Origin of the sequence: Haladaptatus sp. ZSTT2, from assembly GCF_037081775.1 — an archaeon.
GTDB lineage: Archaea > Halobacteriota > Halobacteria > Halobacteriales > Halococcaceae > QDMS2.
In genome coordinates, this window is the sequence record NZ_JBAMHQ010000001.1 from 2,260,338 (window position 1) to 2,275,150 (window position 14,813).

The following is a 14,813-nucleotide window of genomic DNA, read 5'->3' on the forward strand; positions in this document are numbered from 1 at the left end:
TGAGCGCTTGGGAAGTTGGGACTATGGGCGTGTCGGTTTCCCGAGTTCAGTCGCTCTCGCCGCCTACAACCAGCGATTCGCCCCCCGTGAGCGGGACGTTCACAACGACGACATACAGGCCACCAGCGAGCAAGATGCCGCCGAGCGCGACGACCGCCATCGCCGGAGACGTGGCATCGGCCAGCGCGCCGCTCCCGAGTTTGAGCGGGACGCTGGCCACCGAGACGGCCATCGACATCGCGGAGAGGACGGTCGCCCGACCGACCGAGGGCATCCGGTCGTTCAGGTGCTGTTCGACCATCGGTAGCGCCGCGTTGAACGTCGTGTGCATGAGCAAGAACGCCGGGAGCGCGACGAGCGGGACGGCGAGCGTTAACAGCAGGCTCATCCCCAGCGCGAGCGATGCAGCCATGAGCCAGCGCTGGACGCCAATCCTCTCTTTGATTTGGTCTGCGTAGCCAGACGCAATCGCCCCGGCCACCGCGAACGCGGCGTACATGATGCCCAACTCGTTGAAGCCAAGGCCGATTCGCGTGCTCACCGGCTGGACGAGAATCTCGATGCTCCACGTCGCGGCGTAGAACAACGCGACGAACATGACGAACGCCCGGAGCGGCGGGCGAAACAGCTTGCGCTGGATGACCTCGCGGACGTGGGCAAGCGAGAGCGTTTCCGCATCCGACGCCGCCTCGATGGTCGGCTCCGGCATCGTGAGCAGGACAACCGCGCTCAGCACGCCCATGATGGCGAACGCGACGAACGGATAGCGGATATCTACGTCCGCGAGCCAGCCTGCCGCGAGCGACGACGCCGCACCCGTCATGAGCAGAACCGAGAACCCTCTCCCGCGAACCCGCGTGAACGTCGCCTCCTCGCCGTACTGCTTCAGCGTGTCGTAGAGCCACGCGCTGTCGTTCCCAGAGCGCATGGTGATGGCAATCGCCCAGATGAAGTAGACGACGAGAAACGTCTCGAAGCGCTGGGCCACGGCAAACGCGAGCGAGCACCCGCTCACGATGAGCGCGCTCAACAGCATGCTCGTGCGCCGCCCGATACTGTCCCCGAGGTAGCCCGTCGGCACCTCCGCGAGGACGATGGTCACCGCGAACACCGCATCGAGCACCATAATTTCGGTAAACGAGAGATTTCTCGATTCGAGCAGGACGACCCAGATGGGCGCGATGAAGCCGAATGACGCGCCTGCCATGTAGACGTAGTAGCGGACAATCAGGCTCGTCTGTGTTCGTGTCATCCCCGTCCCCTCCAGTTAATAGAAGGAGGAACGCGGGAGGGAAAGCCGTTCCTCTGGGCAGTGCTGACACTGGCCAGGTTAGCGGCAGAAGAATTAGTGGTAGTGGTTCGCTTCCCGAGTCTTCGTCCTACGGACTCAGGCGTTGGCGATCTCTTGGGGACACCGTTGGACTGCACTTCGTTTGTCCGACGAGCTCCCACTCGATGGGGCGCGCCGTCGCCTATGGCGACAGGCGCTGACGATCTCGCGGGAACAGAACCGCTTCACGAATGTTCGACAGTCCGAGCATCGTCATGACGAGACGCTCGACACCGTACGCCCAGCCCGCGTGTGGCGGCATGCCGTACTTGAACATCTTGGTGTAGTATTCGAAGGCGTCCGGGTCGAGACCCTGCTGTTTGAAGCCTTCGACGAGGTTGTCGTAGCGGTGTTCACGCTGGCCGCCGGAGACGAGTTCCATGCGTGGGTGCATGAGGTCGAAGCCCTTCGAGAGGTCGGGGTCGTCGTCGTAATCCTGAATGTAGAACGGCTTGATTTCGCTTGGCCAGTCGATGATGAAGTAGTGGCCACCGACGTCCTTACCGAGTGCTTTCTCGCCTTCGGTCGGAAGGTCGTCGCCCCAGACGAGCTGCTCGTCGAGTTCGCCCGTCGCGTTGATGCGCTGGATGGCTTCCTCGTAGGTGAGGCGTGGGAAGTCGTCTTCTGGCACTTCGAACTCGTCTTCGAGACCAAGAAGTTCGAGTTCGCGCTGGCAGTTCTCTGCGACCGCAGTGTAGGCTGCCTTGAGCGTGCCTTCGCACACGTCCATCGCCTCTTGATGGTCGATGAATGCGCTCTCGAAGTCGATCATCGTCGCTTCGTTCAGGTGGCGCGGCGTGTTGTGCTCTTCAGCGCGGAAGATTGGGCCGATTTCGAAGACGCGCTCTAAGCCGGAGCCGACCATGAGCTGTTTGAACAGTTGTGGCGACTGGTTCATGAACGCTTCCTGGCCGAAGTAGGTGATTGGGAACAGTTCCGTGCCACCCTCGGTGCCGGTTGCGACGATTTTCGGCGTGTTGATCTCGGTGCCGCCAACGGAGCGGAAGTAGTCGCGCACGGCGCGGAGGATTTCGGCGCGAATCTCGAAGATGGCCTTCGTCTCGTCGCGGCGGGCGTCTAAGGTGCGGTTGTCGAGGCGCGTCGAGAGTTCAGCGTCCACTTTTCCCGACGGGTCGAGCGGCAGCTCTGGCTCGGCAGGTGCGAGCACTTCGATGGAGTCGGGGACGATTTCGACGCCGGTTGGCGCGCGTGGCTCTTCTTCTGCCTTGCCGGTGACCTGCACGACGCTTTCGCGCGAGACGTGCGTGCCCGTCTCGACGAGGTCGTCGTCCATCTCGTCTTTCTCGAATTTGACCTGAATCTTACCGGTCTTGTCGCGAACGATGAGGAATGCAATGCCGCCGAGGTCGCGCGTCTCGTGCGCCCACCCCGCGATAGTGACCGTTTCGCCGGGCGAAACGTCTGCCGTGTGTGTCCGGTCTTCCATACCGGCGCATTTGGAGGCACTCCCTTTAACACCCGCGTTTTCACCGCTCACACACACCTCCTAAAACGAGGCGCATTCGCACCACGCGTGCCCTGCAATTTCTGCAACGCGCCCGTTTTCGTGACTTTCAGGGTTAGTATATCGGATACCGCAACGCGCCTTCGCTCTTCCATTCACACGCCATAGACTTACCATTCTGTGTGGGATTTATGTCGGACTTACCTATTCTAGTAAACCTGACACTCCATAGGCGATGAGTATCAATTTATAGATAGTATCGGCTCCGTTGTGTGGGCACTTCCGAGAGATGACGGCGGTGTCTGTGGTGGTATTCTCATACTACCAGTATACTCCGATTCTGCCATGTTATTTAATCTCTGCACATTTTTTGTGTAAATAATATCTGTTTCTAACTATTCTCCGTCAATTCGTGCGAAAGTAGCCCAGAACATATTCAAAAACTGCAACGTTGGATTAACCTTATCTTAAGAGAGCACATACTATTGTTTGGTTAAAGGTAACCAGCATGGTGGGCGTGGGGGCCCAAGGGGAATACAATGGGGGAACGGCCAGTGTATCTGTGCCATCAGTGTCTCTTGGTAACTCGTACGTGCATTTTGTGCTCAACGGTGATATACATGAGTTCACTACAATCCGTCGCGCAAGACGCAAACGTGGGGGGAGACGTTGCTATTAGAGCAGAGCCGCTTGAAAAGGACGTCATCTTCGAAATTTTGAAGAACCGCCGTCGCCGCGATGCGCTCCGCTATCTCGAAGAGAACGGGGGAACGGCCCGTCTCGACGAGCTCGCAGAGTACATCGCAGCGAAAGAAAACAACATCACGGTCATGGAGCTGTCCTCCGACCAGCGAAAGCGGGTGTACATCGGGCTTTACCAATGCCACCTGCCAAAGATGGACGGCGCAGGCGTCATCGCGTTCAACAAGAACCGCGGGACGATTCAGCTCCTCGATGCTGCTGGTCAGCTCGACCCGTACCTGACGGAGACGCAGCCAGAAGCCGCATCGTCGCTCGGCAAGTACGTGATGGCCGTCGCCATCACCATCGGGCTCGGCGTCGCCGCGGCCCTCGCCGGACTTTCGCCGTTCACGGCGATTCCCGGCCTCTGGTGGGCCGCGCTCAGCACGGCCACGCTCGTCGCCGTCACCGGCGTGCAACTCTACCAGCAGTACCTCCCGGACGGTCGCCTGTTCGAGCTGCTCTCGGCCCTTCGCGCCCAGCAGATCCAGCCTGCCGACTGAATTCGGTCCGTACCGCACCTGAAACGGCCGCTGACCGGCCCATTTTTTGTGAGCGAACATACATATCCGATGACATCCTTTTAGTAACGTGAATATGGGGCATATGGGGGGCAATGGAGACGGAGGAACGACGAGCAAACGCGTCCTCGACCTACTTGGCGATGCGGTTGCGCGCGAAATTTTACAGGCGGGCGTCGATGGGCCAGTGACGATAGACGACCTCACGGCGCGCACGTCGGTGTCCCAATCGACGATCTATCGGCGTCTCTCTGCGCTCATAGAAAGCGGCCTCATGCGCGAAGAACACGGCGTGACGAGCACACCGAGTAAACGTGCGTACACCACGACAACCGAGCACATCGGCATCGACCTTGCCGAAGACGATTTCCGCGTGCACCTTGACCCGGCGATGCCGTACACGAACGCCCCGCGTGAAATCGACATCGAGCCGCTGCGCGTCGACCTCGATACGCGAACGGTGACCATTGAACTCTCGCCCGACGATGCGCTGTTCGAACAGTTCGAGCGGTTGTGGGAGCTCCAACAGGAGTCGAAATAGATTAGCGTTCAAATAGATTCGGTGCGTAGAGAACGGATATGGCTAGTGACCGACCGGCTTCGGTGGCCAAAGCAGACCACTACCGACTTCCCGATGGCACGGTTGAAATCGTGTTCGCCGTCGAAGGTGGGCGCGTACTCACGTTCAGAGAGTACCAGTCGCCAGCGGAGTTCTCCACTGCGGTAGAAGACGGTGAGTATCTCGGCAGCCACGCGGGCGTCGCAGACCTCCCGAACGTGGAAGCGTTCCGTAATGATTTGTAACCTCACGGCTCTCGAAACTGTCTCCTAACCGTGATACTATCCAGAGCGTTTATCAGCCGACAGAACAAAAATACAGTTGCTCAGGGCCGCGACGCACCTATGCCAGTTCGCGTGCCAGCGACTATTGTGGTTGCGGCCCAGAGCCATTCTTAATTCATTGACATATCAACAGCCGGTGGCTCAGGCGCGGCCTGACAGACGCGGCTGGCGTGTCCCCTGTGAACGCCGGTCTTGGGCAGCGAACGCAGCTTCGAGTTGTCCGTAGGCTTTCGCCAGTCTGAGCAGGTAAAATAGCGCAAACACGCCGACTTTCTCGCGCACGCTGAGCGTCTCCCAGCCCGCGACGAGCGTCCGCAACGCCCTTGGGGTCGGCGGCAGGTACGCACCCGGATTCACGAGCCCTCGGCGTGGCCGCCCGTACCGTGCGGGATACAGCTCCCTGAGTTGGGTTTTCCCGTGACCAATGCGGATTGCCTTTTTCACGAGCGACCGCACCGAGGTTCGCGCCGGGTGCCGAGCGACGATGTTGGCGGCAAAGCCGAGGGGGTAGCCTGCCGCCGCGACGCGGTTGCCAAATTCGAGGTCGCCGCTCGACGTAAGCCGGTCGTCGAAGGGGCCCAATTCCTCTATCAGACTCGCGCGGACCACGAGACAGCACGTCGGCGCGAAATCGAGCCGCGAGACGAAGTAGTCAACGCGCAAGTCGGTCAGGCGATTGTACTTCCCGGCGAAGGTTTCGGTGCCCGGTGAGTAGATTTCGACCGCACACGCGAGGTAGGACACGTCGTCGGCCATGCGTGCGACGACGGCTTCGAGCCAGTCGGGTTCGACGGTCACGTCCGCGTCAACGAACGCAAGCAACTCGCCCGTCGCGTGACGAATCCCACGATTGCGCGCCGCGTAGGAACTCTGGATGTCGGCTTCGACGTGCAACTGGATGCGCGAATCGCGCGCGGCGAACTCACGCACCACCGCACGGGTGTCGTCGGTCGAGTTGTTGTCCACGACGAGCACTTCGAAGTCGTCGTCGGTCTGTTCGAGCAGAGACGAGAGGGTGAGCGCGATCCCGGCTGGGTCGTTGAAAACAGGGACGATAACCGAGACCCGTGGGGCCATCTCAATCGCTGCCGTGGCGGTCTTTCCACTCGCTTACGGCGGCCGAATCGTGGCGGACGGTCAGCGTTTTCGGCTGTGTCGGTTCTTCCGCTTTGCGCGCGCTCCACCGGCCAGATGCGTAATAGAGGGTTCGCGTCTCCTCCGCTTCTTTGCCGAGCAACGGTTGGCACAGCGCACAATCACTGGTGCGTCCGCCGGGGCGGTGCGGGCATCGCTCGCTCATAGGCTTCAATCGGGAACAACTCGCTTAGTTATGAGAGCGCTTCTCACACCGATGTTGGCGGTCGGTGTGGTTAATCGTCGGTTTCAATGAGAGATTGGCGTTCCCGTCCCACAGGTCACGTCACGCTACAGACACGAAGTCGCCAAAAGACGGCGTTTTCGAGCGCCTGCTGGCCGCTCTGGTCGTGAGTGCTGTTTAACCAGTCTATACTCTTGCACGTTCCTCTCCTCCTCTCGCGTAGGAATGTTTTCAGTTGCGTTCGTGGGAACGGGAGCAAAGCAAGAAGCCCCGGGTAAACAGGGTTTTGCGATGGCGTATCGCCACGCCGCGGCGTATGCCCGCCTCCCACAGTGTCGGTTGGTTGCCTGTGCTGATATCGTCCCGGAGAATGCCCGTGCGTTCGCAGATACGTTCGACATCACGGGCGTCTACGACGACTATGCCGCGATGCTCGACGCCGAGAACCCGGACATTGTGAGCGTAGCCGTCCCGCCCGGCGCACACGCCCCAATCGTCATCGGGTGTGCCCGCCATCCCTCGGTGCAGGCCATCCACTGTGAGAAGCCGATGGCACTTACCTGGGGCGACTGCAAGGAGATGGTCGCCGTCTGCGAACAGGAGGGCGTCCAGCTCACCTTCAACCACCAGTACCGCTTTGGTAAGCCGTTTCGCCGCGCCAAAGAACTCCTTGACGCGGGCGACATCGGGAGCCTCCAGCGCATCGAATTTTCCGACAGAGACCTCTACGATACGGGCACCCACCTGTTCGACCTCGCCAACTACCTGACTGACAACTCGCCGGTCGAATGGGTGCTCTGTCAAATCGACTACTCAGAGGAGAATCGCTGGTTCGGCGCGCACAACGAGAATCAGGGCCTCGCCCAGTGGAAGTACGCCTCCGGCGTCTACGGCCTCGCCGCCACCGGTTGGGGGCGCGACCTTGTCGGGTGTTATCTTCGGCTTGTGGGCACTCACGGCGTCATCGAAATCCGCGAGGGCAAGCCCGCGTTGTTCGTCCGCACGAGCGGCGAGTGGCAGGCAATCGACACCGACGGCGAAGGCATCTACGGCCCGCCAAAGCAGGGGCGCGTCGGCGCGCTGCTCTCGCGGGTTGGCAGAGGCGACGAGCCACTCAGCTACATCGACCGGGCAATCGCGTCGGTGGTTGACTGCCTCGAAACCGGCCGCGACTGTGAACTCAGCGGTTCGCACGCACTCGCCGCAACCGAGGTCATCTTCGCGTGCTGGGAGTCTGCGCGGCGGCGGGGTCGCGTCACGCTCCCACTCACCATCGAGGACAACCCGCTTCAGGCGATGGTCGACGCTGGCGACTTACACCCCGAGCCAAACACCTCACCGACCGCATGAGCGCTGTGACCACCTCGCTCGACGCCCGCTACGCCACTCACATCGAGTCGATAACTGACTACACCATCCCCGCACACGAGGTGCTCGCAACTGTGGTCGTCACCACCGCCGCGGCCAACCGCGACCTGCTTACGACGGTGCTCGACGCGCTCGACGCCCAGACCGAAACGGCCTACGACGTGATTGTCGTGGATCGAGGAACTGCGTGGAACCTGTCTTCACTCCTCGCCACGACCCACCGGGTCAGACTCGGCGTTCGGGTCAGAGACGAAACCAGCGCGGTGCTCGCTCACAACATCGGCGCACAGCTCGCAACCGGGCCGTTGCTTATCTTCCTAGCTGACGATGCAGTGCCAGCGGCGACGTTCGTCGAAGCCCACCTGCGCGCCCACCGGGTGAACAACATCGTCGCCGCCCGCGGCCGCGTGCTCCCGCACACCGCCCACCTCTACAACGCGACCCAGCCCGCCTACGACCTCGGCTCCGTGCAGTTTTCGACGTATCTCGACCTCGCGGGAAACCTCTCGTTCGACCGCGACACCTTCCTGTCGCTCGGCGGGTTCGACGAACAGACCGCTGGACAAGCGGCGCTTGATTGGACGCGCCGCGCGCTCGAAGCCGGAATCCCCCGAGAGAAATGCATCTACTATCCCGAGGCGGTCACCAGCCACGACTACGCCACCGACTTCTGGTCGTACCTCCACCGCCGTCGCCGCGATGCGAGGGTCACTGCCCCGGCGCCACCTCTCGATGCTGTGGTGGCCGAGTACGACGAGCGTCCGACGGTCGAACAGCCGCCGCTCGCCCGCCGCGACCGGCTAAAACTCCGGATTCTCACCACGCTCACCGAACCGCTCACTGTACGCACAACCTGACGACGTTGATTTTTCGAGTGAGAAAAGCCGTTTAGAACAGGCCGAAGCCTGCGAGTTGCGAGAGCGCGAGGTGCGACCCTACGACGATACCGAAGATACCTGCCGTCGCTTTCAGATAGGTCGAAAACTGCGTGTCGAGGGTACGGCCCCAGAGGAAGGAGACGGCGGCCATCGTCACGACGGTGAGCGCGCTGAACGCGCCGAGGAAGGTGAGGGCGGTTTTGACCGTCGGCGCAGACGAGACGAGCGCGATGACGAGGATTCCGCTCCCGGCGACGCCGTGGAGGATGCCCACGAGAAACGAGTCGTCGTCTACGTGCTGGTGGTCGAAGCCAAGCGAGACGCCGCCGATTTGCAGGTGAGAGTGGACGGCTTTGCCGTGGCCGTGGGCGGCCACGTCGACGCTGCCGAGCGAATAGAGCATGCGCGCGCCGAGGAACACGAGGACGCCACCGACGACGAGTTCGAACAGACGGGTAATCGACTCGGGGAGATGGATGCCGAGGACGACGAACAGCACGCCGAGCGCCAAAATGGGAAGCGAGTGGCCGAGTCCCCACGACGCACCGACGAACCCCGCCCGGTCGATGTCGTCTTCGACCAGCGTCGCCACCGCGGCGAGGTGGTCCGTTTCGAGTGCGTGACGGACGCCGAGAACCGCACCCGCGGCGGCCGCTGAGAGAAGTGCCATGTCAAAACGTTTTGGCAGCACTAATTATATGTGCTGATACGGCCGCGTTCAGTCGTCTGCGACGCCCTGGTCGCCGCCTTCGTTGTACCACACGTCGACGTGACGCTCTGGCTCGTAGGGCTTACCGACGATGTCGAGGCGGCCGTCGTTGTTCAAGTCGACGACCTTCGCCTCGTGGGTCGGAATGCCCTCTGCGATGAGTTCCGCCTCGAACGTGCCGTCGCCGTTGTTGTGGAAGATGAACTGGCGCGGGTTCGCGTGCTCACCAAGACCCATCTCGGCCACGTAGATGTCGAGACGGCCGTCGCCATCGATGTCCGCGACCTGCAGGCTGTGGGGGCAGAACAGGTCTTCGTGGAGGAAGGTCGCCTCCCACGTCGGGGGGTCGAGGATGGCCACACGCCCGGCGTGCGTGCCGTAGGTAGGCGAATCCCCCTCTGCGAGGATAATCTCTAGCTCGCCGTCGTCGTCGATGTCTGCGACGGCGGTGCGGGTGTAGTCCCAGCCCGGCGAAATCTCCTCGTGCTGCCAGTTTCCACCCGTTTCGTCCGGCTGCGAGAAGATGTGTGGCCCGGCGACCACTTCGGTTTCGCCGTCGCCGTCTATGTCCACCGCGACGAGGCCTTCGATGGCCAGCCCTTCTGCGATGACGTGGAGATTTTCTTCCGGCCACGGCGACTGGGTGGGGTCGTCTGGCACGTCGTAGTAGAAGATGACCTTGCTCTCTTGTGAGAGGCCGATAACCTCGTTTTCGCCGTCGTCGTCCACATCTGCGACGGCGATGTCGTGGTACTTGTCGTACTTGTCGTGAATCAGGTGTTCTGTCCACGGCGCTGTGGGGTCTTCTGGCTGTTCGAGCCAGAACAGTTTGGTACCGCGATAGCCCTGTCCGACGACCAAATCGACACGTCCGTCGCCGTTTATGTCGCCAAGCGCGTTGCCGAACACGTACAAATCCGGAGAGGTGGAGAGTTTGTGGCGCGTCCACCCCGGATTCTCGTACCAGAAGATGCTCGTCTCTTTCAATCCGAGCATGTCTTTTACGCCCGCGAGATTCGGGAGGTTGCTGTACTTGCCGCGAATCTTCAGATTCTTCATCGCGCCCATTCCGCCGACGATAACGTCCTGATAGCCGTTGCCGGTCAGGTCGGTCGTGAGGCAGATGCCGAGGCGGGTACACGGCGGACTGGGGTCGATGGTTTCGTGGCGAAACTCCATTGGCGGTGAGACGTGGCGGTACGGGTTTGTAAGCGACTGCTTAATCGACAGGTTCGCCGTAACCGGCCCGCTCGTCACCCCTTAACGACGTTCCCAATCGTCCGGAGGTTCTTCCCAAGCCCCCAGCCAAAGCGCGTCATGAGGACGAGTACAATCGCGCCGTAGACGGCAGCGCCGACGAGCACGAGGACGACGAATTCGAGCAACGGTGGAAGTGTGAGGACCGATTGGGCGGCCCAAACCACCCCTCCCATCGAGAGACTTGCGATGAGCGGATAGGCAATCTCGCGGAAGAAACGAGCGTAGGTGGTTTCGACGGTTTTCACGACCAGATAGATGTCGAGCGGGACGGAGGGGACGAGGTACGTTGCGACCACTGCGCCTGCGGTGCCCACGATGCCAAACTGGAGCGTGGCGGGGATGATGATGAGCGCGAGGAAGATGGTGCGCAGCGTCGAAACCTTCGTCGCGTAGTCGGGGTGCCCGCGCGCCTGCCAGACCGGGCCGAAGGTCATGTTCATCGAGACGAGGAAGGCGTACACGCCGATGAGTTGGATGGGGACGATGATGGGTTCCCACACCGGGCCGAGGAAGGCGATGACGAACGTCGGAGCCACCGCGACGATGCCCACCGCGAGCGGGAACGAGACGGCGGTTGACACCTGAATCATCTGGAAAAACGCCTCTCGCAAGGCGGGAACGTCGTCCTGCAATTTCGAATAGCTCGGGAACGCCACCGACGAAATCACGGCGGCGATTTCCGTGGCCGGAGCCATCGCAAACTGATAGGCGAGCTGGTAGAATCCGAGCGACGTGGCGTTCAACAGCCAGCCAACGACCGCGTCGTCACCCTGGCTGTAGAGGAAGGTGATGATGCCGCCGCCGGTCACCCACTTGCCGTAGCCGAACAGTTCGCGGGCGGCGGGCAGGTCGAAGGCGAGTGAGGGGCGGAAGTCGTGAGCGACGTAGGAGACGACGAGCCGGGCCGCATCAGCGAGCACGTAGCCAAGGACGAGCGCCCAGACCGAGCCGTAGGCGACGGCGATGGCGACGGCCACGACGAAGTTGGTGAGCGACCCCGACAGCTGGTAGACGAGCTGTTTGTGGAACTCGAGATTCTTCTGGAAGTAGATGACACCCGGATTGCGAATCCCCGTGAGGAGCGGCGAAATCGCCACTACCTGCAAAATCGGGAGTGCGCGCGGTTCGTGAAACAGGGCTGCGACGAACGGGGCGACCGCAAACGTCACCACCGCGAGGATGAGCCCTCGTGTGATCTCCATGCTCCAGGCTGTGTTGAGATAGTGGTCGACGTCGTCCTCGCGCTGGTAGATGAGCGCCTGATTCAAGCCCAAATTCGAGAGGCGGCGAAGCGCTGTCGCCGTGAGCAGCGCAATTCCCATCAGCCCGAAGTCGGCCGGTTCGAGCAGGCGCGCGAGGATGATGAGCAACACGAGTTGCAGGCCCCTGTCGGTGAGATTCGACAGCGTCACCCAGATGCCGCCTTTGATGGTTTTGTCCGCCAGCGAGTCGCCGGGCAACAGCCGGCGGATAAGCCCGCGTGCGCGACTCATCGTCCACGCCCTCGCTTACTTGTCGGTGACACTGCCCTCAAAACACGCGACTCGCTCATTGGGACGTAGATGGGTCACGTTCAGCAATTGTTATAACAGAGTTAATGAGAAAACGGCGTCCCTATTCGCAGTCGCGGCGGGCTGCGATTCCTTCCGAATCCGGCGTGCAGTCTCGCAATTGTGTCTCCCGGGCGACGTGACAGGCGCGGGCTAACAATGTAGCCACCGGGCAAAGGAGTAGTATGACCGGTCGGGAAACAGAGCCGTTGGTGAGCGTCGTTGTCCCGACGTTTAACCGACCAGCGGCGCTCAGAGCGGCCGCAGAGAGCGTCAACGCCCAAACCTACGATTCGATTCAACTTATCGTCGTAGACGACTCGACGACGCCCGCAGAAGCCGCTCTCACGGGTCTCGACTTGGATGCCATCGCGGAGATTCACTTCATCCGATCTGCGAACCCACAGGGCGCGGCCGCCGCGCGCAATCGCGGTATCGCCGCCGCAGACGGTGCGTACGTTGCCTTCCTCGATGACGACGACCGATGGGACCCGGAGAAAATCGAGAAACAGGTCGAAGCCTTCGAGACGGCGGCTGCCGACGTTGGCGTGGTCTACACCGGCCAGCGCTACGTCGATGGGGCTGGGAACACGACGACGATTCGGACGCCGACCACGCAGGGGTGGGTCACCGAACAACTGCTCGCAGGCGCGCCACTCGCCCCGTTCTCGACGGTGATGGTGCGCGCGGCGGCCATCGAGGACGCCGGGACGATAGACGAACGCTTCCCCATCTGGGAAGACCGCGAGTGGTATCTCCGGCTTTCGACGGTGTGTCAGTTCCTCGCCGTTCCAGAACCGCTCGTCATCCGCACGATGGGCGACCACGGCCAGTTGTCGAGCGACTTCGCCCGGATTCAAGACGTGTCCTACCCCTTGTTTCTCGACACCCACGCGCCACTCGCGGCGTCCTACGGGATGGAACGCCAATTCGAGGCGTCGATGGCGCGAATGCTCGCCGTCGCCGCCCTCGACACTGGCCACTACGCGGCTGCGCGTCGGGCTTCGATGCGGGCAATTCGAGCCGAGCCAACGAACAAAACGGCGTGGGTGTATCTCGTGCTCTCGCTCGGCGGTCGCGTCACCTACCGACTCGCGCAGTCGGTCAAACGCCGAATTTCGACGGCTCAGGCTTCGAACAGCACGTCGCCGTAAACCCGAACGGTCGGCTCGGAACTGGCGTCTGCTCTGATATCGGCAATTCTGATGACTGACTCGTGGGTGCCGCTCACGTACGGCGGTGCGGCGGTGACGATGCACGTATCCGATAGCTCGGCTGCGAGTTCGTGGAGCACGGGGATGGCTTCGATCACGAGTTCCTGTGAGCTGAGCTGTGGGAGGTCGTCAAGTTCGAGAAGACACTGCCCGTCCGCGAGACCGCTGTACTGTATCGTGATGGGATAGCGCCCGGCGTCGATTGTACCGCCGTCGATGAGACAACCGACCGTGTCGATGAAGCGAATCCCATTGCGCCCCGCGCCCGGCTGTTCGATGGTGCAGTTGCTGATGACCGAATCGGTGCCACCTTCGATGCGGATGGCCTCGCCGCCGCGTGCTGTGCCCGTGATGGTGACGTTATCGAGCGAAATCCAGTGTGGCTCCGGCGGGATTTGTTGGTAGGGTCGCCACGGCAATTCACCGGGCTTCGCCCGCCGTATCGCGGGCGTGTCGTCTAAGTCACACACGATGGTCGTGTCTTTGACGATCATGCTCCGGCCCTGTGGCGAGAGTTCGATGAGCGACTGGGATTTCGGTGAGTCGCGGGCGAGCACGGTGCAGTTTCGAATCTCCGCGCCCGGTTCGATGGCCGGAACGTTGAGTTGGACGCCGGTTTCGACCACGATTGCGCGGGTGTTAAAGCCCGTCTCGGTGGTTTCGAGTGGCGGGCCGGTGTACTTGCTGAGGTCGATTTCGATGGTGCAGTTTTCCGCGTAACTGCCTTTCCCGCCGAGGCGAATGCTCGACGCGTTGTTGTTGAGAAAGTACGAATCGACGATTTGCACCTTTCCCGGCGTGCGCGAGGTGTAACAGGCGTTGTTCCCGAACTCGCGGAAATCGCACTCCTCGATGCGAATGGTGCCCTTGTTGTCCCAGCCAACCCACACCGCGATTCGCCCGTTACCGTTCACGTAGGCGTCGATGCGCGAGCCCTGTTTCGAGACGGCTCTGCGGAGCGTGCCGACGCCGTCTGGGTCACTGACCGAGAGGAGAAACGCGCTCACCTGCCCGCTAATGGTATCGACGCCTCTGCCGAGGTACTCCACGTCCTCTACGTGAAACCGACTTCGCGCTTGGATGCGGATGCCTGCGGTCGTGTCGGGCGCAGAGAGGTCGATGTCGATGTTCTCGATGACGATTTCGTCGTGGACGCCGCCGTTGGTGTCGAGCAGGATGCTGTCGAAGCCAGTCGGGGGAACGAACGTCACGTCACCCTCTCCGAGCAAGCCAACGGTGTCGGCCTCGAACATAAACCGTCCATCCAACTGGTAGCGTCCTTCCGGCACGCGAATGAGCGTGCCCGCCGTCGCCGCAGTCGTGAGCAGCGCGTTGATTGGCTCGGTTCCGGTCGGGTCGGCTCCGAGGTCTGCGACGAGGTCTACGTCGCGGGAAAACTGGATGCCGTGGCGAAGCAACTCGGGCGGGCCCGCTGGCGTCTGCGTCGGGGTTTCTGTCGGTGTTTCGGTGGGCGTCTCGGTCGTCGTTGGCGTCGGCTCCTGTCTGACCTGACAGCCCGCAAGCCCGCCCAGCGCAGCCGCTCCGAGGGCGGTAAGATAGCGTCGTCTGGACGTGGGCGGGCCCATTACCGACAAAAGACGACAGAAACGTATTGT

General features: G+C 61.7%; 14 protein-coding genes. 6 read left to right on the top strand and 8 right to left on the bottom strand.

Annotated features, from left to right (window positions below; genetic code table 11):
* Window positions 1-46: 46 nt before the first annotated feature.
* Both V5N13_RS12355 and aspS read right to left on the bottom strand, forming a co-directional pair.
* A complete protein-coding gene (locus V5N13_RS12355) occupies window positions 47-1,252 on the bottom strand; it encodes an MFS transporter (protein WP_336361013.1) in 1,206 nt (401 codons plus the stop codon).
* A gap of 220 nt (window positions 1,253-1,472) precedes the next feature.
* Complete coding sequence (aspS, locus tag V5N13_RS12360; protein ID WP_332898224.1) at window positions 1,473-2,777, bottom strand: aspartate--tRNA(Asn) ligase; 1,305 nt, start codon at window positions 2,775-2,777, stop codon at window positions 1,473-1,475.
* A gap of 638 nt (window positions 2,778-3,415) precedes the next feature.
* Between aspS and V5N13_RS12365 the strand changes: the two genes are divergently transcribed.
* The 3 genes from V5N13_RS12365 (at window position 3,416) to V5N13_RS12375 (ending at window position 4,861) form a co-directional block, all read left to right on the top strand.
* The gene (locus V5N13_RS12365; protein ID WP_332898225.1) at window positions 3,416-4,039 is read left to right on the top strand and encodes a DUF7344 domain-containing protein; all 624 of its coding nucleotides are present in this window, start codon (window positions 3,416-3,418) and stop codon (window positions 4,037-4,039) included.
* 94 nt (window positions 4,040-4,133) lie between these two features.
* Window positions 4,134-4,598: a winged helix-turn-helix domain-containing protein gene (locus V5N13_RS12370; protein ID WP_332898226.1), complete on the top strand. Its 465-nt coding sequence runs from the start codon at window positions 4,134-4,136 to the stop codon at window positions 4,596-4,598.
* A gap of 38 nt (window positions 4,599-4,636) precedes the next feature.
* The gene (locus tag V5N13_RS12375) at window positions 4,637-4,861 is read left to right on the top strand and encodes a hypothetical protein (RefSeq protein ID WP_336361014.1); all 225 of its coding nucleotides are present in this window, start codon (window positions 4,637-4,639) and stop codon (window positions 4,859-4,861) included.
* 180 nt (window positions 4,862-5,041) lie between these two features.
* Here V5N13_RS12375 and V5N13_RS12380 read toward each other — a convergent pair whose 3' ends face one another.
* Window positions 5,042-5,977 carry a glycosyltransferase gene (locus tag V5N13_RS12380; RefSeq protein WP_336361015.1) on the bottom strand — a complete coding sequence of 312 codons (936 nt, stop codon included), beginning with the start codon at window positions 5,975-5,977 and terminating at the stop codon, window positions 5,042-5,044.
* Window position 5,978: 1 nt separating this feature from the next.
* Entirely contained in the window at window positions 5,979-6,200 is a 222-nt protein-coding gene (locus tag V5N13_RS12385; RefSeq protein WP_332898229.1) for a hypothetical protein, read from the bottom strand.
* Between the two features lie 243 nt (window positions 6,201-6,443).
* On the opposite strand from V5N13_RS12385, the gene V5N13_RS12390 reads away from it, so the two are divergent.
* Together V5N13_RS12390 and V5N13_RS12395 are read left to right on the top strand one after the other, a co-directional pair.
* The gene (locus tag V5N13_RS12390; RefSeq protein WP_336361016.1) at window positions 6,444-7,568 is read left to right on the top strand and encodes a Gfo/Idh/MocA family protein; all 1,125 of its coding nucleotides are present in this window, start codon (window positions 6,444-6,446) and stop codon (window positions 7,566-7,568) included.
* Window positions 7,565-8,443, top strand: a complete 879-nt coding sequence (locus V5N13_RS12395) for a glycosyltransferase family 2 protein (RefSeq protein ID WP_336361017.1) — start codon at window positions 7,565-7,567, stop codon at window positions 8,441-8,443. The genes V5N13_RS12390 and V5N13_RS12395 overlap by 4 nt, the downstream gene beginning before the upstream one ends.
* Window positions 8,444-8,474: 31 nt before the next feature.
* On the opposite strand, the gene V5N13_RS12400 is transcribed toward V5N13_RS12395, so the two are convergent.
* From V5N13_RS12400 to V5N13_RS12410, 3 genes are all read right to left on the bottom strand, one after another.
* A complete protein-coding gene (locus V5N13_RS12400) occupies window positions 8,475-9,134 on the bottom strand; it encodes a hypothetical protein (protein WP_336361018.1) in 660 nt (219 codons plus the stop codon).
* Window positions 9,135-9,182: 48 nt separating this feature from the next.
* Entirely contained in the window at window positions 9,183-10,352 is a 1,170-nt protein-coding gene (locus V5N13_RS12405; protein WP_332898233.1) for an FG-GAP repeat domain-containing protein, read from the bottom strand.
* Window positions 10,353-10,426: 74 nt separating this feature from the next.
* The gene (locus V5N13_RS12410; protein ID WP_336361019.1) at window positions 10,427-11,926 is read right to left on the bottom strand and encodes a lipopolysaccharide biosynthesis protein; all 1,500 of its coding nucleotides are present in this window, start codon (window positions 11,924-11,926) and stop codon (window positions 10,427-10,429) included.
* Window positions 11,927-12,168: 242 nt separating this feature from the next.
* Here V5N13_RS12410 and V5N13_RS12415 point away from each other — a divergent pair, with 242 nt between their 5' ends.
* Window positions 12,169-13,137 carry a glycosyltransferase family 2 protein gene (locus V5N13_RS12415; RefSeq protein WP_336361020.1) on the top strand — a complete coding sequence of 323 codons (969 nt, stop codon included), beginning with the start codon at window positions 12,169-12,171 and terminating at the stop codon, window positions 13,135-13,137.
* On the opposite strand, the gene V5N13_RS12420 is transcribed toward V5N13_RS12415, so the two are convergent.
* Window positions 13,110-14,783, bottom strand: coding sequence for a right-handed parallel beta-helix repeat-containing protein (locus V5N13_RS12420; protein ID WP_336361021.1), 1,674 nt, complete (start codon window positions 14,781-14,783; stop codon window positions 13,110-13,112). The genes V5N13_RS12415 and V5N13_RS12420 overlap by 28 nt on opposite strands.
* Window positions 14,784-14,813 lie beyond the last annotated feature (30 nt).